Annotated in this window: 22 protein-coding genes; 11 read left to right on the plus strand and 11 right to left on the minus strand. The window is 67.0% G+C overall.

Translation table 11 applies throughout. The features are described 5' to 3' along the window. Positions 1–6: 6 nt before the first annotated feature. On the plus strand, positions 7–1,689 hold the full coding sequence (locus OPIT5_05605) for a DNA repair protein RecN (protein AHF89786.1): 1,683 nt from the start codon (positions 7–9) through the stop codon (positions 1,687–1,689). Here the strand turns inward: OPIT5_05605 and OPIT5_05610 are convergent, their stop codons facing one another. Then, a complete protein-coding gene (locus OPIT5_05610) occupies positions 1,690–1,971 on the minus strand; it encodes a hypothetical protein (GenBank protein ID AHF89787.1) in 282 nt (93 codons plus the stop codon). It abuts the gene before it with no gap. Beyond that, a complete protein-coding gene (locus OPIT5_05615; protein AHF89788.1) occupies positions 1,968–3,635 on the minus strand; it encodes a competence protein ComEC in 1,668 nt (555 codons plus the stop codon). The genes OPIT5_05610 and OPIT5_05615 overlap by 4 nt, the downstream gene beginning before the upstream one ends. Before the next feature lie 120 nt (positions 3,636–3,755). Between OPIT5_05615 and OPIT5_05620 the strand changes: the two genes are divergently transcribed. Beyond that, on the plus strand, positions 3,756–5,255 hold the full coding sequence (locus tag OPIT5_05620) for an ATPase (protein AHF89789.1): 1,500 nt from the start codon (positions 3,756–3,758) through the stop codon (positions 5,253–5,255). Positions 5,256–5,313: 58 nt separating this feature from the next. After that, positions 5,314–6,807: a hypothetical protein gene (locus tag OPIT5_05625; GenBank protein AHF89790.1), complete on the plus strand. Its 1,494-nt coding sequence runs from the start codon at positions 5,314–5,316 to the stop codon at positions 6,805–6,807. Between the two features lie 32 nt (positions 6,808–6,839). On the opposite strand, the gene OPIT5_05630 is transcribed toward OPIT5_05625, so the two are convergent. Next, a complete protein-coding gene (locus tag OPIT5_05630) occupies positions 6,840–7,664 on the minus strand; it encodes a ribosomal large subunit pseudouridine synthase D (protein AHF89791.1) in 825 nt (274 codons plus the stop codon). Positions 7,665–8,100: 436 nt separating this feature from the next. Next, positions 8,101–9,042: an AraC family transcriptional regulator gene (locus OPIT5_05635; protein AHF89792.1), complete on the minus strand. Its 942-nt coding sequence runs from the start codon at positions 9,040–9,042 to the stop codon at positions 8,101–8,103. A 133-nt stretch (positions 9,043–9,175) separates the two neighbouring features. On the opposite strand from OPIT5_05635, the gene OPIT5_05640 reads away from it, so the two are divergent. Then, positions 9,176–10,486 (plus strand): FAD-dependent pyridine nucleotide-disulfide oxidoreductase, encoded by a 1,311-nt coding sequence (locus OPIT5_05640; GenBank protein ID AHF89793.1) that lies wholly within the window; start codon positions 9,176–9,178, stop codon positions 10,484–10,486. Between the two features lie 63 nt (positions 10,487–10,549). Here OPIT5_05640 and OPIT5_05645 read toward each other — a convergent pair whose 3' ends face one another. Continuing rightward, entirely contained in the window at positions 10,550–10,747 is a 198-nt protein-coding gene (locus OPIT5_05645; protein AHF89794.1) for a hypothetical protein, read from the minus strand. 593 nt (positions 10,748–11,340) lie between these two features. Here OPIT5_05645 and OPIT5_05650 point away from each other — a divergent pair. The 7 genes from OPIT5_05650 (at position 11,341) to OPIT5_05680 (ending at position 17,011) form a co-directional block, all read left to right on the plus strand. Further along, positions 11,341–11,544 carry a membrane protein gene (locus tag OPIT5_05650; protein ID AHF89795.1) on the plus strand — a complete coding sequence of 68 codons (204 nt, stop codon included), beginning with the start codon at positions 11,341–11,343 and terminating at the stop codon, positions 11,542–11,544. A gap of 112 nt (positions 11,545–11,656) precedes the next feature. Next, positions 11,657–11,980 (plus strand): hypothetical protein, encoded by a 324-nt coding sequence (locus OPIT5_05655; GenBank protein AHF89796.1) that lies wholly within the window; start codon positions 11,657–11,659, stop codon positions 11,978–11,980. A 98-nt stretch (positions 11,981–12,078) separates the two neighbouring features. Next, positions 12,079–12,510, plus strand: a complete 432-nt coding sequence (locus tag OPIT5_05660) for a hypothetical protein (protein ID AHF89797.1) — start codon at positions 12,079–12,081, stop codon at positions 12,508–12,510. Beyond that, complete coding sequence (locus tag OPIT5_05665; GenBank protein AHF89798.1) at positions 12,507–12,758, plus strand: hypothetical protein; 252 nt, start codon at positions 12,507–12,509, stop codon at positions 12,756–12,758. The genes OPIT5_05660 and OPIT5_05665 overlap by 4 nt, the downstream gene beginning before the upstream one ends. 165 nt (positions 12,759–12,923) lie before the next feature. Then, entirely contained in the window at positions 12,924–13,877 is a 954-nt protein-coding gene (locus OPIT5_05670) for a nicotinate-nucleotide pyrophosphorylase (GenBank protein AHF89799.1), read from the plus strand. Then, positions 13,874–14,926 (plus strand): biotin-(acetyl-CoA carboxylase) ligase, encoded by a 1,053-nt coding sequence (locus OPIT5_05675; GenBank protein AHF89800.1) that lies wholly within the window; start codon positions 13,874–13,876, stop codon positions 14,924–14,926. Before OPIT5_05670 ends, OPIT5_05675 begins: the two co-directional genes overlap by 4 nt. 270 nt (positions 14,927–15,196) lie before the next feature. Next, positions 15,197–17,011: a polysaccharide deacetylase gene (locus OPIT5_05680; GenBank protein ID AHF89801.1), complete on the plus strand. Its 1,815-nt coding sequence runs from the start codon at positions 15,197–15,199 to the stop codon at positions 17,009–17,011. 239 nt (positions 17,012–17,250) lie between these two features. Here OPIT5_05680 and OPIT5_05685 read toward each other — a convergent pair whose 3' ends face one another. From OPIT5_05685 to OPIT5_05710, 6 genes are all read right to left on the minus strand, one after another. After that, a complete protein-coding gene (locus tag OPIT5_05685) occupies positions 17,251–18,051 on the minus strand; it encodes a dihydropteroate synthase (protein ID AHF89802.1) in 801 nt (266 codons plus the stop codon). Between the two features lie 337 nt (positions 18,052–18,388). Then, positions 18,389–19,387, minus strand: coding sequence for a hypothetical protein (locus tag OPIT5_05690; GenBank protein AHF89803.1), 999 nt, complete (start codon positions 19,385–19,387; stop codon positions 18,389–18,391). Between the two features lie 6 nt (positions 19,388–19,393). Continuing rightward, positions 19,394–20,602 carry a multidrug ABC transporter substrate-binding protein gene (locus tag OPIT5_05695; GenBank protein AHF89804.1) on the minus strand — a complete coding sequence of 403 codons (1,209 nt, stop codon included), beginning with the start codon at positions 20,600–20,602 and terminating at the stop codon, positions 19,394–19,396. A 225-nt stretch (positions 20,603–20,827) separates the two neighbouring features. Continuing rightward, positions 20,828–21,604, minus strand: a complete 777-nt coding sequence (locus OPIT5_05700; protein ID AHF89805.1) for a macrolide ABC transporter ATP-binding protein — start codon at positions 21,602–21,604, stop codon at positions 20,828–20,830. Between the two features lies 1 nt (position 21,605). Then, positions 21,606–22,970, minus strand: coding sequence for an RND transporter (locus tag OPIT5_05705; protein ID AHF89806.1), 1,365 nt, complete (start codon positions 22,968–22,970; stop codon positions 21,606–21,608). 333 nt (positions 22,971–23,303) lie between these two features. After that, on the minus strand, positions 23,304–24,407 hold the full coding sequence (locus tag OPIT5_05710; protein AHF89807.1) for a GntR family transcriptional regulator: 1,104 nt from the start codon (positions 24,405–24,407) through the stop codon (positions 23,304–23,306). Between the last annotated feature and the right edge of the window lie 244 nt (positions 24,408–24,651).

The raw sequence follows: 24,651 nt of genomic DNA on the forward strand, positions 1-24,651 counted from the left end.
CACGCCATGCTCCAGTCGCTCCGCATCAAAAACCTCGCCCTCCTCGAGGAAGTCTCGCTCGAGTTCGAGCCCGGCTTCACCACCGTCACGGGTGAAACCGGCGCTGGCAAAAGCATCCTCCTCGGCGCCCTCTCGCTTCTCGCCGGCGAACGCGCCGACAAGACCCTCATCCGCCAGGGCGCCCCCGCCTGCGAAGTCGAGGCCGCCCTCCATTTCAAAAACCCCGCCCGCATCGACGCTCTCCTCGCCGAACTCGAACTCCCTCCCTGCGAAGACGGCCTGCTCCTCCTCCGCCGCACCCTCCCCCGCGACAAGGCCCCGCGCCTCACCGTCAACGGCAGCCTCGCCACCCTCGCCGCCCTCCAGCGCCTCGGCGAGGCCTGGATCGATTTCCACGGCCCGAGCGAACCCCGCCGCCTGCTGAAGGAAAACTGCCAGCTCGAACTCCTCGACCTCTACGCCCGCGCCACCCCGCAGCTCGCAACCTATCAAAAACACTACCGCGCCTGGCGCGATCTCATCGACGAACGCACCCGCGTCTCCACCGAAACCCGGCTCACCTCCGAGCAGATCGCCTTCCTCGAAACGCAACTCGCCGCTCTCGACGCCCTCGATCTCACCGACGATGCCATCGACACCCTCGAACGCGATTTCCAGCGCATGACCCGCGCGCAGGAGCTCATCGAACTCGCCTCCGCCCTCGCCAACGGCCTCACCGGCGAGGACGGCGCCACCGCCCGTGTCGCCGCGCTCGTCCGCGAAGCCCGCCACCTCGAAAACCTCGATCCCGACAGCAAACCCCTCGCCGATCGCCTCGCCGCCGCCAGCATCGAACTCGCCGACCTCGGCGCCGAATTCGAATCCCTCGCCGGCGAACTCAACTTCGACCCCGACCAGGCCGCGCACCTGCAAACGCAGATGAACACCTGGCTCGACGCCCGCCGCCGCCACGGACGCGACCTCGCCGCTGTCGTTGCCGCGCGCGACGACATGCGCCGCCGCCTCGAGATCCAGGGCGACATCGAGGGCGCTCTCGCCCGGCTCGACAAGGAAATCGCCGCCGCCGAACGCACCGCCCGCGCCGCTGCCGCCGGGTTGCACGCCGTCCGTGAAAAAGCCGCCCGCGAGCTCGCCAAGGTCGCCGCCAGAAGCATCGCGCAGCTCGGGTTCAGGAAGGCCGACTTCCAGATCCGCCTCGTCCCGCTCTCCGCCACCGCCGGCGCTCCCGCGCTCGGCCCGGCCGGTGATTGCAGCACGGAGTTTCTCTTCTCGCCCAACGTCGGCGAGCCGCCGCTCCCGCTCAACCGCATCGCCTCCAGCGGCGAACTCGCCCGCGTGATGCTTGCCCTGAAGACCGTGCTCGCCGATCTCGACGACGTGCCCGTGCTCGTTTTCGACGAAGTCGATGCCAACGTCGGCGGCGAGATCGGCCGCGTGGTCGGCGAAAAGATGGCCGGCATCGCCAAAGGCCACCAGGTTCTCTGCGTGACGCATCTCCCGCAGGTCGCCGCACAAGGCGACAGCCACCTTGTTGTCGAAAAAGACCAGAGCGGCGACCGTGCCGAGGTGACGATCACGGCCATCCACGACGACCGCAAAAAACGCCTCAGCGAACTCGCCCGGATGCTCGGCGACCGCACGGCCAAAAGCGCCCTCGCCCACGCCGCCGGGCTGCTGGGCGAGAACTGATCAGCGCCCGCGCCGCACCCGCTCCTTCTCCTCGTCGCGCTCCTCCTCCAGCCTCGCCCGTTCGCCCGCAAGCTGCGCGCGAATCTTGTCCGCTTCGTCGGGCTCGCCGTCGGCCAGCGCCTTGTCGAGCTGCCCCTTGAGAAAAATCTCCCGCTCGGCGATCTTGCCCTTGTAGCGGGCGTCGATGTCGGCCAGCCGGCCTTTTTGTTCCGCCGTGAGCGGTTTGCTGTCGGGGTCAGCCCGGGTGAGGCGTTCCATGGCGAGTTCGTAGGCGCTTTTCATGAAGGCGGCAGTGTGACGAACCGGATGCCCGCGACAAGCACGAGCGCCACAAATCCCGCCGGCACCGCCACCCCACGCCATCCCGCCGGCCACTTCCGGTCGTAACCGATCGCCAGCACCACCAGAAGCCCCGCCAGCGCCGCCGGCCCCTCCCAGCCCGCGCGAAACTCCGCCGGGAAAAACGCCCCCGGCAACCGCGCCGCCCCGCCCGCCACCGAATCCATGAACCACAAGACCACGCCGGCCGCCCGGTTGAAAAACGCCGCGACCACGCCCAGCCCCGCCATCCCGCAGACCAGCGACACGAACCCCGCGCTCAACACCAGGCCCGCCAGCGGCACCAGCACGAGGTTCGCCAGAAACGACAACGGCGTGAACAGCCCGAAAAACATCACCCCCGCCACCATGCTCACCAGCGTCGCCGCCAGCCCCATGCACCCCAGCCCGAGCACAAACCGCCACGCCCCGTCCGCCGCCCGGTGCCAGCGCGTCCACGCATCCCGCGGCAGCCACGCGAACAGCCGCCAGCGCCGCGCCGCCGCCTCCTGCAACGGCACGCTCAGCCACAGCAACGCCGCCACGATCCCGTACGACAACTGGAAGCTCGCCGTGAACAGTTGCAGCGGCTGTATCAGCAACACCAGTACGGCCGACGCCGTCAGCGCCGCCACCGATCCGCCCGGCAGCCGCAGCCGCCACGCCGCCAGCAAAAACGTCACCATCACGAACGCCCGCACCGCCGACGGCGACGCGCCCGTGATCTGCACGTAAAGCCACAACAACCCCGTGCCCGCGACCATCCGCGCCCATGCCGGCAACCGCAGCACGCCCGCCAGCAGCCCGAGCACGCAATCGACCGCCAGCGCGATCACGCCGACATGCAGTCCGCTGATCGCAAACAGGTGCATCGTGCCGCTCTGCAAATAGAGCTCCTTCCGGTCCGTCGCCAGTTCGTGTTTTTGCCCCAGCACCATCGCCCGCAGCAGCGCCGCGATCTCCGGACGCCTCTCCAGACCCCGCCCGAGAATGTCCGAAAACAACAGCCGCGCCTGCTCCAGCCTTTGCGCGTACCAGCCGGCCGCGGCCGCCTGCCCGACAATCCGCCCGCGGGTGAACCGGAAATTCACCCCGCTGTCGGCCAGGTATCCGTCAAACGGATTCACCTTCGCCGCCTCCTCCGCCGTCGCGTTCGCCGCCGCCCGCACCGCCGGATGTTTCGGCAGCGGCGTCAGCACACCGCGCATGCGCAGCCGCTCGCCGCGCACCGGCACGGGGTCACCCGGTTTCCGGTTGGCCGAGAAATAAACGCGCTGCCCGGCCACGTCGCGCAGCGTCTCCGTCTCCGCTTCCTCCACGCGTCCGATGCCGCTGATCCAGTCCTGCTCCGGCGACGGCGGAAACACCCGCACCATCTCGACCACCAGCCGCGCCTCGCGCGCCGGGAGGCCCAGCGTGTCCCAGTCCGCCAGCCGGTGCCGCTCCCACTCGTAACGCGCCGCCCCCGCCAGCGCCACGCCGGCGAGCAGGCCGGCCATCCACCATCCACGGCTCCATCGGCACGCCGTCGCCACCGCCGCCAAGGCCACGGCGACCACCGCCGCGCCCAGCAGCCAGCCGGCCGGCAACGGCCCGCGCCATGCGTACGCCACCACCAGCCCCGCCATCCACGGCAGGAGAATCCAGAGCAGCGGCGCACGATGTCCCAGACTGCGACCCGACGACATGCCTGCATCTCATGCCGCGCCCCGGGCTCCCTTGCCATCCCGAAAACAGACAGGATGCCCATGAAAAATGCCTGCCCGCCCTGTCTCGACATACTGCGCGATCCTTCCACGCTTGTTTCCTCTCCCATGCCACCCGAGCAAACCGATCTCTTCGGCTCCCCCGAGCCGGCTTCCGCGCCCTCCTCGCGACGCGGCGGCTCCGTCCGCGCTTCCCTGCCGCCGACCGCTCCTTCTGCCGCACAGCCGCTCGCCGCCCGCATGCGCCCGCGTTCACTCGCCGAAATCGTCGGCCAGGAACACCTCACCGCGCCCGACGGCCTCCTCGCCCGCCTCATCGCCAGCAACCGTTTCGGCAGCCTCCTCTTCTACGGACCCCCCGGCTGCGGCAAGACGAGTTTCGCCGAGGCCATCGCGCAACAGACCGGCAGCCGCTTCGTGCGCATCAACGCCGTCATGTCCAACGTCGCCGAACTGCGCGAGATCCTCGCCCTCGCCCGCCGCACGCCCGAGTCGCCCACGCTCCTCTTCATCGACGAGCTCCACCGCTTCAACAAGTCGCAACAGGACCTCCTGCTCCCCGACGTCGAGGAAGGCTACGTGCGCCTCATCGGCGCCACCACGCACAACCCCGGTTTTTACGTCAACCCGCCGCTCCTCTCGCGCAGCCACCTCTTCCGGCTCGAACCGCTCCCCGCCGCCGCCGTCGCCTCCGTCCTCGCCCGTGCCCTGGCCGACACGGAACGCGGCCTCGGCAACCGCTGCCACACCGCCGACGCCAAGGTCCTCGCCGATCTCGCCACGCTCTGCGACGGCGACCTCCGCCGCGCGCTCAACGCCCTCGAGGTCATCGCCCTCTCGCTCCCCGAAGCCAGCCCGATCACGGAAAAGGAGCTCGAGGTCTTCGCCCGCGAACGCCGCATCCGCTACGATGCCGACGAGGACGAGCACTACGACACCATCTCCGCCTTCATCAAGAGCTGCCGCGGCAGCGATCCCGACGCCGCCATGTACTGGCTCGCCAAGATGATCGAGGGCGGCGAGGACCCGCGCTTCATCGCCCGCCGCCTCGTCATCCTCGCCAGCGAGGACGTGGGCCTGGCCGACGCGCTCGCCCTCCCGCTCGCCGTGGCCGCGCACCAGGCCTGCGATTTTGTCGGCCTGCCCGAGTGCGAATACGCGCTCGCCCACGCCACCGTCTACATCGCCTGCGCTCCGAAAAGCAACTCGGTGACGCTCGCCATCGGCGCCGCGCACGCCGCGGTCAAGTCCGGCGCCGTGCAACCCGTCCCCGTCCACCTGCGCGACAAGGGCGGCCAGGCCAGCAAGCGCATGGGTCACGGGAAGGACTACCGTTACGCGCACGACTGGCCGGAAAACATCACCGGCCAGCTTTACCTGGACCAGCCTCTGACGATCTACACGCCCAAGCCCGTCGGCCTGGAGGCGAAGGTCGCCGACCGCCTCGCCCGCTGGCGCGCCCTCCGCGAGCAAATCCGGCAGGAAGAACAATCGCAGGGGCGCGCTTCACGCGCGCCCGCCGCGAGTCCGCCGCGCACCTGACATTTCCCTGACACTTTTCCCCTGTCGGCGACGCCGCACCTGTGTCACATTGGGCGGCATGAAACCCGTCACACGACAAACCCGATTCCGTTCCCGTCACCTTTCTGCGGTCGCCACGGCCGCCGCCGCGCTCTCGCTCCTCGCCGCCGCTCCGGGCGCGCACGCCGCCGGCACGGCCCTCACCGTTTACAACCAGGGCTTCGCCGTGGTCCGCGAGACCCTTCCGCTCGACCTGAAAAAAGGCATCACCGACGTCTCCTTCCCCGACGCCACGCTTCTGCTCGAACCCGATTCCGTCGTCCTGCGCGACTCCGCCGGCAAGGTTCCCTTCAGCGTTCTCGAACAGAGCTACCGCGCCGAAACCGCCTCGACCGGGCTCATGCTTTCGTTCTTCGAAGGCAAGGAGCTCGATTTCATCGTCCGCGACCAGAACGCCAAGGAATACACCGTGCGCGGCAAGGTCATCCGCAGCGGCTACACGCCCGGCGGCGGGGGTCGGCAGGAAAGCCCCATCATCGAGACCGACGGCAAGCTCCGCTTCTCCCTCCCCGGCGAGCCCGTCTTCCCGACTCTCGCCGACGACGCCCTCCTGCGCCCCACGCTCGGCTGGAAAATCGACTCGCCCGACGCCGCCCGGGTCGACGCCGAACTCGGCTACGTCACCGGCGGCTTCTCCTGGCAGGCCTCCTACAACCTCATCGCCCCCGAAAAAGGCGACACGCTCGACATCGTCGCCTGGGTGACGATCAACAACAACTCCGGCAAAACCTTCACCGACACCGCCGTCAAGCTCCTCGCCGGCGACGTCAACAAGATCCAGCCCGAACGCGCCGACACCCGGATGTTCAAAGGCGCGGTCATGGACATGGCGATGGCCGCCGCTCCGCAGGTCACCGAAAAATCCTTCGACGAGTTCCACCTCTACTCGCTCGCCCGCCCCGTCACGCTCCGCAACCAGGAGACCAAGCAGGTCGAACTCTTCCGCGCCACCGGCGTCGTCGCGCCCGCGTTCTACGTCTACAACGGCACCGCCGGCATCGGCCTCGTCAACAGCGGCGCCAGCCCCGCCAACTACGGCCCGCAATCCAACAAAAAGGTCAACGTTTACCGCGAGTTCAAGAACACGAAGGAAAACAACCTCGGCCTGCCCTTCCCCAAGGGACGCGTGCGCTTCTACCGCCAGGATGATGCCGATGGCCGCATCGAGTTCACCGGCGAGAACACCCTCGACCACACCGCCAGCGGCGAGACGGTGAAAATCTACACCGGCGACGCCTTCGACATCGTCGGCGAGCGCAAGCAGACCGACTTCACCCTCTCCAGCCGGCAGGATTCGGCCGAAGAGGCCTTCGAGATCAAAATCCGCAACCGCAAGAAAGAGCCTGTCGAGGTGCGCATCACCGAAACCCTCTACCGCGGAGTCAACTGGCAGATCATCGCGAAGAGCGACGAGTTCGACAAAAAGGACGCCCGCAACATCGAGTTCCGCGTGACCGTCCAGCCCGACGAGGAAAAGATCGTCACCTACCGGGTGAAGTACGACTGGAAGTGACCGGTGGCACCGGGGGAGCCTGGCCTGCCCGCTCAGGCTCCTCGCAGCGCCGCCAGCAGCGCACAAAAATCCTCCGGCAGCGGCGCGCGCAGCAACAGCTCCGCTCCCGTCACCGGGTGCCGGAAACGGATGTGCTCCGCGTGCAGCATCACGCGCTGCGGATGCGCCGCGCCCGCCACCGCCTCCAGCCCCGGATCGGGTTTCCAGCCGTAGGTCGGATCGCCGAGCAGCACATGCCCGAGCGATTTCATGTGCACACGGATCTGGTGCGTGCGCCCCGTGTGGATATGACACCGCACCAGCGCCGCCAACGGCGGAAACGCCTCCTCCACTTTCCAGTCCGTGCGCGACGGGCGCCCGCCCTCGCCGGTCGTCATCCGGTGGCGATGCACCGGATGGCGCGCGATCGCCCGGTCCACCGTGCCGCTCGCCAGTCGCGGCACCCCGGAAACGAGCGCGAGATATTCCTTGTGCAGGTGCCGGCCGGCGAACTGCTCCGCCAGCCCGCGATGGGCCGCATCGGTCTTCGCCACCACAATCACCCCGGTCGTTTCCCGGTCGAGCCGGTGCACGATCCCCGGCCGCTCCACGCCCCCCACTCCGCTCAGTCCGCCGCCACCGCCCTCGGTCGCCTGGCGCGCACAGTGCCCGAGCAACGCATGCACCAGCGTGTCCTCGCCCGTGCCCGACCCCGGATGCACGACCATGCCGGAGGGCTTGTTCACCGCGAGGAGGTGCTCGTCCTCGTACAGGATATCGAGCGGGATGTCCGCCGGACGCAATTCCGACGGACGGGTTTCCGGATGCGAAAAAGCCAGCACATCCCCGGCGCGCACCTCGTCCTTTTTGTCCAACACCCTGGCGCCGCCGCTGCCCGCGACGCGGCGCACCAGGCCGGCATCGAACGCCCGCTGCCACGCCACGCGGCTGTGTTCGGGAAACGCCGCCGCGAGAAACTTGTCCGCCCGTTCGCGGCGCACCGTTTCCGGCACGGTGCACGTTTCCTCGCCGAGGCCGGCGGCATGGGTGGCAGGGTTGTGATCGGAAGTGCGGGACATGCGGTACAGCCGCCCACCCTGGCCGCCCGAAGCGCCGGGTTCCAGCCCGGCTTTTGGCAAACCACTTTCCTTGCGAAAAGACCGGGGAAAGAATGGCCACAAAAAACACGAAAAAACACGCCGCGCATGGAACTCTCCATCGCGCTTATAAGCGCACGGAAGACTCTCGCCGGGCGGAAAGGAATTTTGTGTTTTTTGTGGCCATTCTTCCGTTCTGGCCCACCCGATCCGCCTGTTATCCTTCCGGTTGCCCCCCGCGTTCCCGCCGCCATGCTCGCGGCGACTGGCCGAAGACGCGCCGGAACCAGTTGGAAAAATGCGAGGCGCTCCCGAATCCCAGCTCCCAGGCGACCTGCTTCAGGCTCACGTCGCTATGCCCCACGCGGTACCTGGCCTCGCGGCGCCGGTAGTGCTCCCGCAGCCTCCGCGGCGTCGTGCCGAGTTCGCGCACGAAAAGCTGTTCGAGATGCCCGGGGCTCAGCCCGACTTCCTTTGCCAGCCGTGCTTCCGGATACCTTTCGTGCAGCGGCGCCTCCGTCAGCCGCTCCAGCGCCCGCGCCACTTTCGGATGTCCCCGCCGCCTCCCCCCCGCCCTCTCCTCTTCCGGGCTCATGCCCGCCGCCCGCCGCACCTCCATGCACACCGCCGCCCACTCCAGCGCCCGCGCCCCGATCCGCGCCGCCTCCGCAGGCGGCATGGTGCGATGGGCCAGCCCGGCCATCGCCGTCGGCGCATGGGCTTCCACAAGGCCGATCAACGCCCGCGCCGCCCGCTCCAGTTCGGGATGCCGCGCCGCCTTCACGACAAACGGCGCATGACGCCACACCGCCTCTCCGTCCGCCGGCACGCGCAAACTGACCGACACCAGCTCCGCCGCCGGGCTGAAATCGTGTTTCTGGAACCGCCCGCAAAAAAACACCCACGCGCCCCGCCGCACGACCAGCGCCGTGTCGTCGGAAACGAGCCTCACCTGCCCCCGCGTGATCAGCCAGGCCGTCATGCGCTGCGTGCGCATCTCCAGGGAATGCCGCACCTGCGCATCCACCCGCCCCGCATAGGCCCAGATCAGCGTCGGCAACAACGCCTGCCATTCCCGGAACGGACGCTCCCCCGCGCCCGCGGCGAGCGCGCGGCCGAAAACACGATCCGGAGCCTGGACAAGCGCGGGGGCTTTCATCGTACCGGTGATTTTTGCAACTTTTTATAAAACTTCTGCAACACTGTTTCCTGCCCGGCGCCTCCGTTTTCCGGCAGGATGGGCGGACCACTCTTTTCCGTCCGCCTCCACGCCCGCACTCATCCTTGTCACCATGAAAACCACCGCCGCATCCGCCCCCTTCACCGAACCTGCCCGCGAATTGCCCGTCCTCGACGAGGCCGATGTCCTCGTCCTCGGAGCCGGCCCCGGCGGCGTGGCCGCCGCCGTCGCCGCGGCCCGCAACGGCGCCCGCGTCATCCTCGTGGAGCGTTTCGGCACCTTCGGCGGCACCTGGACCAGCGGTCACCTCGGCGCGATCATGCCTTTCCCGTACGTGCGCGGGCTCTTCGCCGAGATTTCCGACCGCCTCCGCACCGAGGCCGCCTGGTTGTCATCGAAAGACGAATACGGATCCGGCGCCACCTACGACATCGAGACCGCCAAGATCATCCTCGACCGCCTCGTCGTCGAAGCCGGCGTCCGCCCGTATTTCTTCGCCCAGGTCACCGGCGTGTTTCGCGAAGGCAATCGCGTGCGCGGCGTCGCCATCGAGTCGAAGGAAGGCCGCCACGCGCTCGCCGGCCGGTTCGTGATCGACGCCACCGGCGACGGCGATGTCAGCGTGCTCGCCGGCGTCCCCTCCTCGCAAGGCCGCGACAGCGATCACGGCTGCCAGCCGATGACGATGATCTTCACGATGGATGGCGCCGACGATGCCCGTGCAAGCGCGTACAAGAAAGAAGATCCCTCCTTCGCCCGCGCCTGGCGCGCCGCCAAGGCGCGCGGCGAGATCACCGTGCCGCGCGAGGATGTGCTCCCCTTCAACATGCCGCGCCCCGGCCAGTGGAGCTTCAACGTCACCCGCATCATCAACCGCGACCCGACAAAACTCCTCGACGTCACCGAAGCCATGCTCGAAGGCCGCCGCCAGGTGGCCGAGGTGGTGGCGTTCCTCCGCAAACACGTCCCCGGCTATGAAAACGCGTACCTCTCCGGCATGGCGCCGCACATCGGCGTGCGCGAATCGCGCCGGATCAAATGCGACTACACGATCACCGCCGACGACGTCATCAAGGTCCCGGAATTCGACGACTGCATCGCGCGCGGCAACTGGTTTATCGACATCCACAACCCCTCCGGCGAAGGCACCGAGCGCATCCACCCGCCAGCCGGCAGGTGGTACGAAATCCCCTACCGCAGCATCCGGGCGCAGGGCGTGGACAACCTCCTGGTCGCCTCGCGCTGCATCGACAGCACGCACGAGGCGCACGCGGCCATCCGCATCACGCCGCAAGTCGTGGCCATCGGCCAGGGCGCGGGCACGGCGGCGGCGCTCTGCGTCCGGGAAGATCTCGCCAGCACCCGCGCGCTCGACCCGGCCGGGCTGCGCCGGACGCTTCGCGAGCAGGGCGCGTTTGTGTAGGCGGGAAAAACAGGCCGCAGGCGTCCGCCGCCCGCTCGCGGAGACGGCAAAGGGTGTCGTCCCCTACTTTGCCTTGTCCTCTTCCTCCCGGCTGTTCTCCTCCGGCGCAGGGATCAGGCGTCGCTCTGCCTCGGCGGCAAATTCGGCGCGGCGGCCCGGCGGGCTGCCGGCCTCCTTCCAGAGAGCCGTGGCGAGTTCGTTGATGCGGCTGAGCCGCTCGTAAGGTGACGTGCGAATGCAGGCAATGAGATCAGCAGTCATGACAACCTCCTTTCCTGGTGTGGCTGGATGTGTGTGGTTATTTTATGCTTCACGGTTGGCGGCCAGACGAGGGCCGCACCGGAACTGAAACATAAATCGTGCCAAACTCCCTCAAGGGAGTCCTGTATCGGTATCGTGGTAGTTCTCACTATGATACACATGTCGCGCCTCAATGCAACTGCCGCCGGCAATTTGCTACGCCCCGTCCCGTGCAGCCTCACGGCGCTCGCCCGGCGGCGTCCTCGCCGCCGCTCCGACAAGCCGAAGCACGCTTCGGGGTACCAGGTCCAAGGGATTGAAAGGGCGCCGGTATCTCTCCCGCCCCGGCGACGCCAAAATGTCACGCAGGATTTGCATCCAGACACGAATTGGGCTCTGTTAAAGGCAGTTCCAGATATACTGCCAGGCCTCTCCCGAGGTGAATCGAAGCCCGTTCCGGCCTTCCTGCCTTGTTTTTCGCAGGCAGGGTTTGCCCGTTAGCAAAACGCGGTCCGAACCGCGCCGCCGGCCATCCGGCTGCATTCACCTCCCTTTTCGGGCGAGTGCCTTTTCAACCCTGCGTCCCGCCAACATCAACCCCCTCCGGTCGTCTCATGAACAAAGCTCTCTCCATCGCATTTCTCGTCGTCGGCATTGTCCTCCTCGTTCTCGGCTACAATGCCTCGCAATCCGTCTCTTCCGGCATCTCGGAAGCCGTCCAGGGCGCCCCCTCCAACAAGGCGATCTGGCTGATCAGCCTCGGCGTCGTCGCCGCCCTCGTCGGCGGCTTCGGTCTCATCCCCCGCCGCCGCGGCTGACCTTTTCTCCCTGCGAACACCCGTCGCCGGATGTTCGCCGGCCGTTTTTGTATTCACTGGTCAGACACAAACTGTTTCACTCCGCACTGCCAACCCTCAACATCGCACTATCATGCCAAAATCATCCAAATCCGCCCCCGATTCCGCCAGCACCGCCATCGAGGAGCTGCGCTCCCTGCTCGCCGAAGCCGAGTCTGCGCTGGGCTCCGCCGGCGACCAGGCCGACAGCAAGATCGCCCAACTCCGCGAACGCCTCCGCTCCGCCCTCGAAAACGCGAAACCCAAAATCGAGGAGTGGAAGGGGCGCGTGCGCGAACAGGCCGAACGCGCCGACGAATACGCGCACACGCACCCGTACTACATCGCCGCCGCCGCCGCCCTTGTCGGCGTGGCCGCCGGCCTGCTCCTCGCCCGCGGCTGCAACGGCCGCCGGTAAGCGCCGGCAGCCTTTTCCCGTCCGCCCTCCGGAGCCGGCTCACGGCCGGACCGGCGGGCGGCTCTCTCTCCGCTCCCTCCCGGCCAGATACTGACACCATGGATACGCCCTCACGCCGCTCCGGCTCCCCGCAGGAATCCGACTCCGGACCTCCGGTTTCGCCGCCGTCCTCGCGCTTCCGTGCGCGGACCGGCAGCAGTCTCGTCGCCCACGCTCTCGGCCACCGGGTCGAGCTGGCGGCGCTCGACGCCGAAGAGGCCCGGGCGGAATCGTGCCTCATCGCGTTGCAGGCCGGCCTCGGCCTCGGCGTCGCCTGCGTGGCCGGCCTGATGTTCAACTTCGTGCTCGTCGCCCTCGTCTGGGATTTGCCGGCGCGGGTCGCCTGGCTGGCCCTGTTTTTTGTTCTGGAGGCAGGGCTTGCCTTGCTCGTCCTCGGCCTCGCCTGGCGGCGGCTCCAGCGCTGGCGCCCGTTTGCCGGCTTCATCAAACAACTCAAGGCGGACTACGCCTGCTGGAACGATTCGCCATGAACGGCTCCTCCTCCCGCTATCGTCCTGCCAGCGACAGCTTCAGCCGCGACGAACGCCGCCGGCTGCTCGAGCTGGCCTGCGAAATGGATCGGCTCGAATGGCGGCTGGCCCGCCAGCGCACCGATACCGGCAACCCGGTGTTCCGCGCCCTGGACGTCCTGCGTTTCGCCCAACCCTTCCTCCCCCGCTATCTCCGCTACGCCCTGGTCGGCTATTCGCTGGCCCGCAAGTGGTGGGGACGGCTCTGACCGCCGGCGCGCCCGGCCAGTCCCTGCCGATCCGTCCGGCCCGATCGTAGACAGATTTCGCCCGTCCGGGCAGCCGATGGCAGTCCCGGTCGGGAAAAGCGGCATAAAGTCTCCTCCACTTTCCGCTTCCCGCCCCGCCCCTCTCGCCTCCACGCTGCTGCCGTCATGTCCGCCGCCGCAGCCGCCACCGCCCGCTCACTTGTCCGACGCCTTTCCTGGGAAGAGCTCGATCCTGCCTTCCTTCGTCGCCTCGTCGCCATCGCCCGCGATGAAGATCTCGCCGGCCTCGGCCTCGCCGCCCTCCCGCCCCGCGGCCGCATCGGCGACCAGTCCACCGCCAGCCTCGCCGCCGCCCCGCGCACCGGCCGCGCCGATCTCGTCGCCCGCCAGGATCTCGTGACCTGCGGGCTGCCCCTCCTCCCGCTCATTCTCGCGGCTTACCACGGCGACGGCCGCCGGACGCGCGCCACCGCCCGTCTCCGCGTGAGCGATGGCAAGGCGGTGAAAAAACACGGCGTCCTCGCCACGCTCGAAGGCGACCCGCGCGTGCTCCTCGCCGCCGAGCGTGTCATCCTCAATTTCCTGCAACGCCTCTCCGGCATCGCCACGCAGACCCGCCGCCATGTCGATGCGCTCGGCCGCCAGGCGCGTACCCGGCTTCTCGATACACGCAAGACCACGCCCGGCTACCGCATGCTCGAAAAATACGCCGTCGCCTGCGGTGGCGGCTGGAATCACCGCCTCGGCCTCTTCGACCGCGTGATGCTGAAGGACAACCACCTGGCGCTCCTCGGCTCCGGCGACGATCTCGCCGCCGCCGTCGCCCGCGCCAAAAAACGCGCCCCCGAACTTCCCGTCGAAGTCGAGGTGGACCGCCTTGACCAGATCCCGCCCGTGCTCGCCGCCGGCGCCGACGTCATCCTGCTCGACAATTTCCCGCCCGCGCAAATCCGCCGCGCCGTCGCCCTCATCGGCCGCCGCGCCTTCACCGAGGCCAGCGGAGGCATCACCCTGCGAACCCTGCCCCGCTACGCCGGGCTCGGCCTCACCTTCATCTCCACTGGCGCGCTCGTTCACCAGAGCACCTGGATGGACATCGGGCTCGACTGGAAATCATGAAACCCGCCGCCATCCGCCGTCCCGAACTCGTCATTCTCTCCGCGTTGCTCGAGGCGGAGCCGGGCGTCGTTTCCGGCGCTCACCTCGCGCGCGAACTCGGCATGAGCCGCGTCGCCGTCTGGCAGCACATGGAAAAACTGCGCGAGCAGGGTTTCATCTTCGAAAGCCTTCACTCCAAAGGCTACCGGATCACCGGACGCCCTGCCGGGCTCAACCTCGCGTTGCTCGAAGCCTGCCGCCACACCGGCAAGACCGCCAACGGCGCAGCAACCGCCTGCGCCATCCACCTGCTCGACGAGGTCGACAGCACCAACGACGAAGCCGCCCGCCGCCTTTCCGCGGGCGAGCCCGCTCCGTTTGTCGTCATGGCCCACCGCCAGACCAAAGGCCGCGGCCGTTTCGGTCGCGTATGGCACAGCGAGACCTCGGGCAACCTCTATTGCAGCTTCGCCTTTCGCCCGCAGGTGGACCCGGCGCGGATGCAGTCGTTCACGCTCTGGATGGGAGTGAGCATCTGCGAATTCATCGCGCACTTCTGCCGCGCCTCCCGCACTTCGCCCGCGGCCGCTCCGGGTATCAAATGGCCCAACGACATCCTTTTCGACGGACGCAAGGCCGGCGGCATCCTCACCGAGGCGCGCATGGATGCGGACCAGATCCGCGACCTCGTGCTCGGACTCGGCCTCAACCTGCGCCCGCCCGCCGGAGGCTGGCCGGCGGAGCTGGCCGACCGCGCCGTCGCGCTCTCCGAGCAAACCGGCCATCCCGTGGAGGTCAACCGCTTCGCCGCCGCGCTCGTCGAGCGGGTCCTGCACGCCTGGGATCTTTTCATCTCGGGCCGGTACAAGCCTGCCTTCCAGTCGCTCTGGCAGGAGCACGACCTCCTCCGCGGCCAGCATGTGGCCGTCCTGCAAGGCAAGCAGCGCATCGCCGGCACCGCCGCCGGCGTGGACGAAGAAGGCTGCCTGCTGCTGACGCTCGCCGACGGCGGCACCGCCCGCTTCCGCGCCGGCGAGGTGACGCTGGAAAAGAAAAAGCGCGGCAAGTAAGGAGCACCCGTCAAGCGACCCCGCGGCCGTAGCTGCGAACGTGAGTTCGCAGGGGGGGAGCGGCGGCATTCCTGCCGCTGCAGACGACGCGAAGCGTCGCCCGGTTTGGAAAATCCGCGGCGCACACCGGGCAAAGGGCGAGGCGCCGTTGCGCCTCGTCGCAGCGGCAGGAATGCCGCCGCTCCGATACGGACGACGTTCGCCAGCTACAGGCGAGGAAGATTCGTGCAATTCCCGAAAATTCGCGCTTTCTTCGGCCTCCTCTTCATCATGACAAACCCCCTCCTCCCGCGCCTCTGTTGTCACGGCTTCCTGTTCTCCCTTGCGGTTCTGGTGGCCTCATCGCTGCCGCTGCCCGCGGCCGGTTCGCGGCCGGTCGTCACCCTCGCGCCGGACAAGGCGGACGGCGGCGAAATCGTCACCGCAAGCGACGGTCGCGCAGGCGTCAGCCTGCCGGCCCGGAGCTCCCCGTCCGGCGGCTACCGGTGGCGATTACCCGAACCGCTCGCGCCGGGCTGGTGGGAGATGTCGGTCGAGTTTGCCAGGCGTCCGAAAGACTCCCCGCGGATGAAATTCTTTTTCGGCACTCCCCTGGCTCCGGTCTACGATCTCACCGATGCGGACAATCCGTGGAATCTGGACCGGTTCCGGTTGCGGATCTGGTGCGCCGGTCCGCTCGCCTCGCTGGAAATCCGTCCGCAGCGCCGGATGCCCGAAGCGATCCGCGCGATCGCCGGCGTGACGTTTACGCCCGTCGACGGTCCGGTGCCGCCGGCCGCGGCGGATGCCGCCGCTCCGGGCCTGCTCGGCGTTCTCGTGGAGGCGACGGCGACGCCCGGCGCCGGGGGCGCAGCGGTGATGGCGCTCTCGCCCGGGCTGCCGCGGGGCAACTGGCAAATCCGCCCGCGCTTCCGCGAGGCCGCCGCGCAGCGCACCGGCACGATGACCGCCACGGGAGCAGGCGGCGAACGCATCGTGGCGCCGGTATCGGGCCTGGTGAATGTCTTTCTGGACGAAGCGCCGGTCTCGCTGGCCTGGGAGCAGGTGGCCGGAGTGACGGGCGCGGTGCTGCAATCCGTTCCGGCTTACCGGCCGCGCCTCCCGCTGGACCGGAAAACGGCGCCGCTGCCGGTGGCGAGCGCGGACCGGCGCGCGCGGATCGTGCTTTCGTTTTCCCCCGGTGTATCCGGAAACGCACAACGGGTGTCCCTGCCGCTGTTGCCGGCAGGCATGCGGATGGCGGCCGTCACCAGTTGGGATGACGGCGCCGCCAATGACCTGCGCTGCGCGGAGCTGCTCGAGAAGTACGGTTTTCACGGGACTTTTTTCCTGATGCAAAACCAGGCGGAGCGCGCGGATTTTATCGCGGAACTGGAACGGCGCGGCATGGAAATCGGTTCGCATACGGTCAACCACCCGCATGGCTGGATGATCGCGCCGGGGCAGTGGGCGGCGGAGTGTTTGCAGATGCGTCTGCGGCTGGAGGCGGCGCTGGGGCATCCGGTGATCTCGTTCGCGTATCCGTACAATTACGTCCGCGCCGATGACGCGCACGGCGACTACGTGCTGCGGGGTGTGCGCGCAGCCGGTTATCTTTCCGGGCGCACCACGCGCAATGGCGGCGAAAGCATCACGGGCTATGCGGAGCCGCTCGCGCTCGTCACCGATGCGCATTTTCTCGCTTCGCCGGAGCAACTGGCGAAGGCATGGGAACGGGCCGCGTCGCAACCGGGCGGCGTGTTTTATTTCTGGGGTCATTCCTACGAAATCGCCACCGCGACGGACTGGGAAAGATTCGACGCCCTGCTCGCGCGCTACGGGCGCAAGGCGGGTGTGTGGTACGCCACCCAGGGCCAGTTGTTTCTCTGGCGCTGGCTGCGTGAAAACGTCCGCGAGGAGCAGCCGGACGTGCGCAACGGCAAGGTGCGGGTGACCCTGAGCTGGCCGCGGCTCGACCGGTGGCTGGCCCGGCAGGTGCCTCTGACCTTGCAGATGCCGGAGGGCGTGACGCGGGTGGCCGTCGAGGGCGCCGGGGAGTTTCCGGTCATCAACGGATCCGTAACGCTGCCCGCCGGCGTGCTCTGACGAGGTGAAGAGGGGAATTACGAATGACGAATGGACGGACTCCGGCTGCCGGAGGGATCGGGAAATTCGTCATTCGTCACGGATGGCACGCGGAGGGCGGCGTGGCACGGGCTTCCTGCCCGTGGGTTTGGTGTGGCATGGGCATCCGTGCCCATGATTGCCGGGGGGGAGGAGGACGTTTGCGGCGCGGAGCGCCGTCCACGGGCAGGGATGCCCGTGCCACGTCGGCCCGTGTAACTTCAGTTCGTCATTGAAGCGGCGCGCAGCGCGGCGGCCATGCGGGCGGCGCGGAGGTTGGCGGTAACGTCGTGGACACGCACGATGTCGATCCGCTGCCAGGCGGCGAGCGTCGTGATCGCCAGCGTGCCTTCGAGACGTTCGCCGGGCGGGAGATGGAGGACGTGGTCGATGACGGATTTGCGCGAGGCCGCCATCAGCACGGGGTTTTGGGGAAAACGGGTCCGGAGTTCGCCGGCGCGGGCGATGAGCGCGAGGTTCTGCGCCTGTGTCTTGCCAAAGCCGATACCGGGATCGAGGACGACCTGTTCGCGCGGGAGGCCGGCGCGGGCGGCGATGGCCAGCGTGGTTTCGAACCAGGCGAGGACGGGCGGCAGCGGGTCGGCGTCGGGCGGGAGCGTGGCGAGCGCGGGGTCGTTGTGCATCGCGACGACAGCGGCGCCGTGCGCGGCGGCGAGCGCGGCGAGTTCGGGAGCGCCTTGCAGGCCGTGAATGTCGTTGAGGAGATGCGCGCCGGCTTCGAGGGCGGCGCGGGCGACGGCCGGTTTGTAGGTGTCGATCGAGAGGGGTGTCGTGGCGGTGGCGGGATCGGCGACGAGCGTGCGGATGAGCGGCACGACGCGGGCGATTTCTTCCTCGTCGCTGATTTCGGTGTAGCCGGGGCGGGTGGATTGCGCGCCGATGTCGAGGATGTCGGCGCCCTCGGCGATGAGGCGGCGGGCGTGGGCGAGAGCGGCGGCGGGATCGAGGTAGCGGCCGCCGTCGGAAAAGGAGTCGGACGTGATGTTGAGGATGCCCATGATCCGCGGAACGCCATCGAGCGGGATCACGAGGTCGCGGCAGCGAAGCTGGCGGGGAGGTGCGCCTTTGGTGATGGTTGCGGAAGTCATGAATCGAAAATGAAGGACCAGGGCGCTGAACATCCAACATCGAACATCCAAGGTACGCGATCGGTGCGTTTTACCGTTTCTGCCTTCCGATACCGGTTCCCCGGGCATTCCGGATTTTACACAAAGATCGCGAAGGACGCGAAGGCTTTAACAGACAATTCTTTGTGATCTTTGCGACCTTTGTGTAAAATCAGAAGGTCTTGAGGAGTTGGTATAATGTTGGATATTGGATGCCAGATGTTCGGGGTGCTCAGGATTGCACGCGTTTGAGGGCTTCCTGCGCGGGGCCCCAGTGCGGATCGAGACGAAGGGACTCCTTGAGGTAGTCGAAGGCTTGTGAACGCTGGTTCTGTTTTTCCGCCAGCAGGCCGAGGCGGAAATAGACGCTGGCGCGCGTGGGTTCCGTCGGCGTGGGTGTCATCGTCAGGCAACGGAGAAGCGCGCGCTGGCCTTCGTCGGTGCGCTGTCCGCTGTCGGCGGCGATGCGGCCGAGCGTGTAGAGCGCGAAATAGTTGTCGGGTTCCGCGGCGAGGGCGCGATCGCAGAGGGCGAGCGCCTCCGTGAACCGTTTTTCGTCGGCGGAAAGCGCGGCTTCGTGCAGCGATCCGCGCACGGCATCGAGCCGGGTGATGGCTTGCGCGTGGGCCATGGCCTTGCTCCGGCTGCCTCCGGCGATGCCGGGGGCGTGCCGGTAAAACTCCACGAGGCCTTCGTGGTACGCGATATTGTCGGGCGCCAGGGCGGAGGCTTTTTCGAGCGCATCCCGTCCGCGCCGGGCCAGCGAGGGGGCACGGAAGCTGAAACCGAGTTCGCTGGCATGGAGCAGGCAGGCACGGCCGTATTCGGCGAGAAGACGGGGAGCGAGAGGGGCGGTGTCGGGCGTGGCGCGGAGGGCGGGTTCGAGGGTGGCGACGGCGTCGGCGAGACGGCCGAGCCCGATGTAGACGCGGCCGAGCAGGAGGCGGGCCTCGGCGTTTTGGGGCTCGGCCGCGAGGAAGGTCTCGAGCGGTTCGCGGGCTTCGGGAAGGCGTTCGGTGTCGAGAAGGGTGCGGGCGGCGGAAAGGGCGTCGGCGGCCGGAAGCGGGGCGGTGAAAAGCGCAAGGCTGAACAGAAGACAGAGGACAGAGCCCGGAGGCCAGAGACCAGAAGTCAGAGACCGGAGGACAGAAAACCGGCGACTACGGCAACCGAAGTCTGCCGTCTGTCTTCTGTCCTCTGATTTCTGGCCTCTGGTCTCCGGATTGCACATGCGGCACTACTCGTAACGCAAGGCCTCGATCGGATCAAGCTGGGCCGCCTTGTGCGCGGGATAAAAACCGAAAATCACGCCGACCGCCGCAGAAAAGATAACAGCCACAAGGACGGAATCGCTGGAGACGAGCACGGGCCAGCCCTTGGTTTGCGAAATGATCTGGGAGGCGCCGATGCCGAGAGCGACGCCGAGGATGCCTCCGAGCAAACTGAGGATCATCGCCTCGATGAGGAATTGCAGGCGGATGTCCTGGTCGTGCGCACCGATGGCGAGGCGAATGCCGATCTCGCGGGTGCGTTCGGTGACGCTCACCAGCATGATGTTCATGATGCCGATGCCCCCGACCATGAGCGAAATGCCGGCGATGGCGCCGAGGAGCTGGGTCATGACCGTGGTGGTCTCGGTGGCGCGTTCGGCCACCTCGAGCTGGTTGCGCACGGTGAAATCGGGTTCGCGTCCGCCGCGCCGTTGCGTGAGGAGCGCGGTGATGTCGTCCTGAATGGCAGCCATGGCTTCGGGACTGACGGCTTCGACGAGAATGAGGCTGAGAAAATCCCGGCGCGCGATGCGGCGCATGCAGGTGGTGTAGGGAATGATGACCACGTCGTCCTGGTCCTGGTTGTTCATGTTGAACCCCTTCTGCTCCAGCACGCCGAGGATGCGCATGGGCACGTCGCGGACACGCAGGGTGGCGCCGACGGGGTCCGTGTCGGGAAAGAGTTTTTCGGCGACGGTGGCGCCGATGACGCAGACCTTGCCCGCGCTGGAGACATCGGACTCGGTGAACATGGCGCCCTGGGCGAGGTTCCAGGCGCGCACGCTGAGAAAATCGGGGGACTCGCCTTGCACCTGGGTATTCCAGTTGAGGCCGTTGGCGAGGACTTGCTGGCGGATGCGGATTTCGGGGCTGATGGAAACAACGCCCTGGACTTCGCGGAGGATGGCGTCGGCATCGGCGGGGGTGAGGGTGCTGGCGTTGCCCCAGCCGGTGCGGACGCCGGCGCTGGTGGTGCTGCCGGGGAAAACGGTGATGACGTTGCGGCCGAGACTGGCCACCTGGGCCTCGACGAGCGCCTTGGCGCCGTTGCCGATGCTGACCATGGCGATGACGGCAGCCACACCGATGATGATGCCGAGCGCGGTGAGGAAGCTGCGGAGCTTGTTGCGGCGCAGGGCGCGGAGGGCGATGACCGTAGTGGCGATGAGACGCATGGGGGGGAATCAGGGATTAAGGAGGGAATCTAAAAATTGTTTTTTTGAACAGAAGTTAAGAAGGGAACGAAGGCCCGGAGGAGGCTGGACGGGGGTTGGGTGGATGTGACGGTTTCTTCTTTTTGAAAAAAGATGTCGAATACGGGAGGAGATTGCGGGAACGAGAGTGCCTTCGTGACCTTCTTGACTTCTGTTCAATTTTTAGTTCCCCCCCTTAATTTTTAGTTATTGATGGGCATCCGCCTCGTGCAACGAGGCCGATGCCTCGGCGGCCACGAGTTTTTGCATTTCCTGCGCGGCGTTGAGGCGGTTCTGGACACGATCGTCGCGGACGACGAGGCCGTCACGGACGATGAGGTTGCGCTTGCAGTAGCTGGCGATGTCGAGCTCGTGCGTGACCATGACGATGGTGATGCCTTCCTCGTTGAGGCGCTGGAACACCCCCATGACCTCGACGGAGGTCTTGCTGTCGAGATTGCCGGTCGGCTCGTCGGCGAGGAGGACGCGGGGCTCGTTGACGAGGGCGCGGGCGATGGCGACGCGCTGTTGCTGTCCGCCGGAAAGCTGGCTCGGGACGTGGTCGGCGCGGGCGGAGAGGCCGACGATGTCGAGCGCGTGAAGGGCGCGCCGGCGCATCTCGGCGGCAGACACGCGACGGGGGGCATAGAGCATGGGAAGCTCGACGTTCTCGAGGGCGGTGGTGCGGGAGAGAAGATTAAAACCCTGGAAGACGAAGCCGAGCTTCTGGTTGCGCATGTCGGCGCGCTCGGCGCGATCGAGACCGGAGACGTCGATGCCATCGAGGTGATAGGTGCCGCTGGTGGGGCGGTCGAGGCAGCCGAGCGTGTTCATGAGCGTGGACTTGCCGGAACCGGAAGCGCCCATGATGGCGACGAACTCGCCGGGTTCGATGGTGAGCGTGATGCCGCGCACCGCGTGAACCTCGGTCTCGCCGTTGCTGTAGGTCTTGCGGATGTCGTGAAGTTTGACGACGGGATGCATTTCAGAAGCGCCGCCGTTGTTGCGGGGCGAACGGGTTGCCGGTTCCGGCGGAAGCCGGGCCGGCGGCGGTGGTGGCAAGGGTCTGGAGGCCGGTGATGATGGCGTCGGTCTCGGTGAGCCCGTCGAGGACTTCGGTGTTGATGCCGTCGGTGACACCGAGCTTGACGGTGACAGGACGCGCGAGAGGCGCCTCGGGCGTGCCGGCGGGAGTATAGAGGGTACGGACGGTGGTTTCCTGGGAGTTGGCGGAACCGCGGCTGCGGCGGCCGGGGAGGACGATGCCGCGCTGGACAGCGAGGGCGCGGACCTTGGCCATGGTCTCTCGGCTGGGGCGCTCGCCGGACGTGTGTCCGACCTCCTTGAGGAGCGCAGTGAACTGGTCGGTGGGACTGGAGGTCCCGGCGGAGGGCTCGCCGGATTCATCGAAGGACGGAAGGATGAGGTCCTCGGGGATGCGGGCGCGGAGGGCGGCGTTGCTGACGAGGAGGGCGTCGCGGCGCTGGTTGACGATGACGGAGACGTTGGCCGTCATGCCGGGTTTGAGCGTGCGGTCGTCGTTGCGGACGTCGATGATGGTGGCGTAGGTGACGACGTTGGAAGAGGTGATGGGGGAGTTGCGGATCTGGGCAACCGTGCCGTCGAAGCGGCGGTTGGGGAAGGCATCGACGGTGAAATGGACGGGCTGGCCCTCGCGGACGCTGCCGATATCGGCTTCGGCGATGGCGGCGTTGATCTGGAGCTTGCGCAGGTCGGTGACGAGGATGAAGAGGGTCGGAGCGTTGAGGCTGGCGGCGACGGTCTTGCCCACGGTGGCCTGGCGGTCGAGGACGACGCCGTCAATGGGGGCGTCGATGACGCAACGCGCGAGGTCTACCTTGGCGTTTTCTACGGAGGCGTTCTGGATCTGTTTCTGCGCCTCGGCCTGCTCGAGCTGGGCCTGGGCCTGGTCGAGCTCCTGCTGGGAAACGAGATTACGTTCGCGGAGGGAGGCGATGCGGTCGGCGTTGAGCTTGACGAGGTTGTAGTTGGCGAGGGTGTTGGCGAACTGGGCCTTGGCCTGGTTGAGGCGCGATTCGTAGGTGGCGGGGTCGAGGCGAGCGAGGACATCGCCTTTTTTCACGCTGGAGTTGTAGTCCACGAGCACCTCCGTGATGATCGCGGAGATCTGGGAGCTGACTTCGATCTTCTCGACGGGTTCGAGGGTGCCGGTGGCGGTGACGCTCTGGATAAGGTCGCCGCGCGTGAGAGGCGCGGTGTTGAAGGCGACGGGTTCGGGCTGGCGGCTCTGGTAATAATACCAGCCGCCGCCGGCGACGGCGCCGAGAACGACGAGGGAAGTGATGATGCGACCGGGTTTGAAAGCCATGGGAGCGAGCGGATGCTTGAGTGTGGCGGGACGGTTAAGGAGGAAAAATCGTTGTGCTGGCGGGCGAGGCCGCAACAACCGATGACGCCAGGAGGAGGCTTTTTTCGTTCGCAAACGGCGCTGACGCGCGCAGTCAGGCTGGGACGGCGGCGAAAGCCGGAAGGTTTCCTGCGATAGACCGAAAATGAAAAAATGGGGAGCATGCCGGAGAAAGTGGCACGGGCATCCCTGCCCGTGGACGGCGCGAAGCGCCGCCCCCCGCCCCCCGCCCCCCGGCGCCGGAACACGGGCAGGGATGCCCGTGCCACTTTCTGCCAATCGGGCCGGTGAGCCTTATTGCGGCGGCAAGACCAGCACGGGCTTGACCAGGGCGGTGCCGGGTTCCTTCGAGCCGATTTGCGCGATGAGGGTATTGACGATGTCCTTGACCGGGAAGGCCATGCGCGTGTGGTTATCGAGGAGCGACCAGGCGCTGCCGAGGTTGGCGGAAAAGACGACCTTCACGTCGCGGTTGAGATCGACCTTGAGATCGCGCGCCGCGCGGATGACGCCGAGGCCCACGATGTCGAAGTGGACCACGATGCCCTCGGGGCGCTCGGCGGAGTTCCAGATCGACTGGAAAGCGGTGTAGCCAAACAGCTCGGAATCCATCGGCTCGGCGTCGGAAATCGTGTTGTCGAAATCGTCGGTCTGTATCCACTCCGTACTTACAGAGAGGCCGGCGGCGCGGATCGTCTGGTGAAACGACTCGTGCAACGACACGCGCACGGGCGAGCGGTCGGAGGTTTTCGGAGGGAGCTTGGTGATGAGGCCGATTTTTTTGCAGCCGGTCTTGACGAGGTGTTCGACGCTCTGGCGGGAGAAGGCGGCGAGGTCGAGATCGACCATGCTGCCGCCGTAGTTGACGCCGTAGCCGATGATGTGGACAGGGAGTTTTTCAAGCCAGGCGTAGTTGGAGGGATTGGCGCGGATCACGATCAGGTCGGAAAGCTTGCCCTCTTCGGCGTCGTCGCGCAGGGCGGGGTGAGGGACGCTCCAGAATTCGCGGATGCGCGAGTCGGAGTAGTGCATGAACTCGTCGCCGCGCCCGTGCAGCGTCTGTTGCAGGAGCTGGTCGAGCCGCGCATAAAGCGCCATTTCGGGCTGGGCGTAGCTGGTGACAGGGGCTCCGAGGTAAACGCCGACCGTCTGCGCGTGTTTCGGCTTCACGTCCTGGATAAAGGTCCCCGCGCCTACGCGCCGGCTGACGATGCCCTCGAGCGACAGCGCCGTCAGTCCCTTGGCCACCGTGGCGACGTTGACGCCAAACTCCGCCGCCAGCGCCCGGTCGGACGGCAACCGCGCCCCGGGCTCGGCGCCCGAGGCAATGTATTTTTCGTAAACGGCTTCCTTGACCTGTTCGTAAGGAGCTTTGCGGTTGATCAGTTTCGGGTTCATGAGGCGGCAGATCGGATGGATTTAGAGGGAAAATGCATCAATGGTTGAATCATTCAACCACTATTTTGCGCAATGAGCGATAATTTTGCCGTTATTGTGAATAACGGCTTGTCTTTTAAAAGATATTTATAAAAAATATCTTATGTAGAAACAGGGCTTGCTTTTCCTGCATACGATAATTTCCGGATTTTATTCAGGTAGATTTCTTGGATCAAAATGGTTGACGTAATCATTCACTTTGATT

This window comes from Opitutaceae bacterium TAV5, assembly GCA_000242935.3.
In the GTDB taxonomy this organism is placed as follows: Bacteria; Verrucomicrobiota; Verrucomicrobiia; order Opitutales; family Opitutaceae; genus Geminisphaera.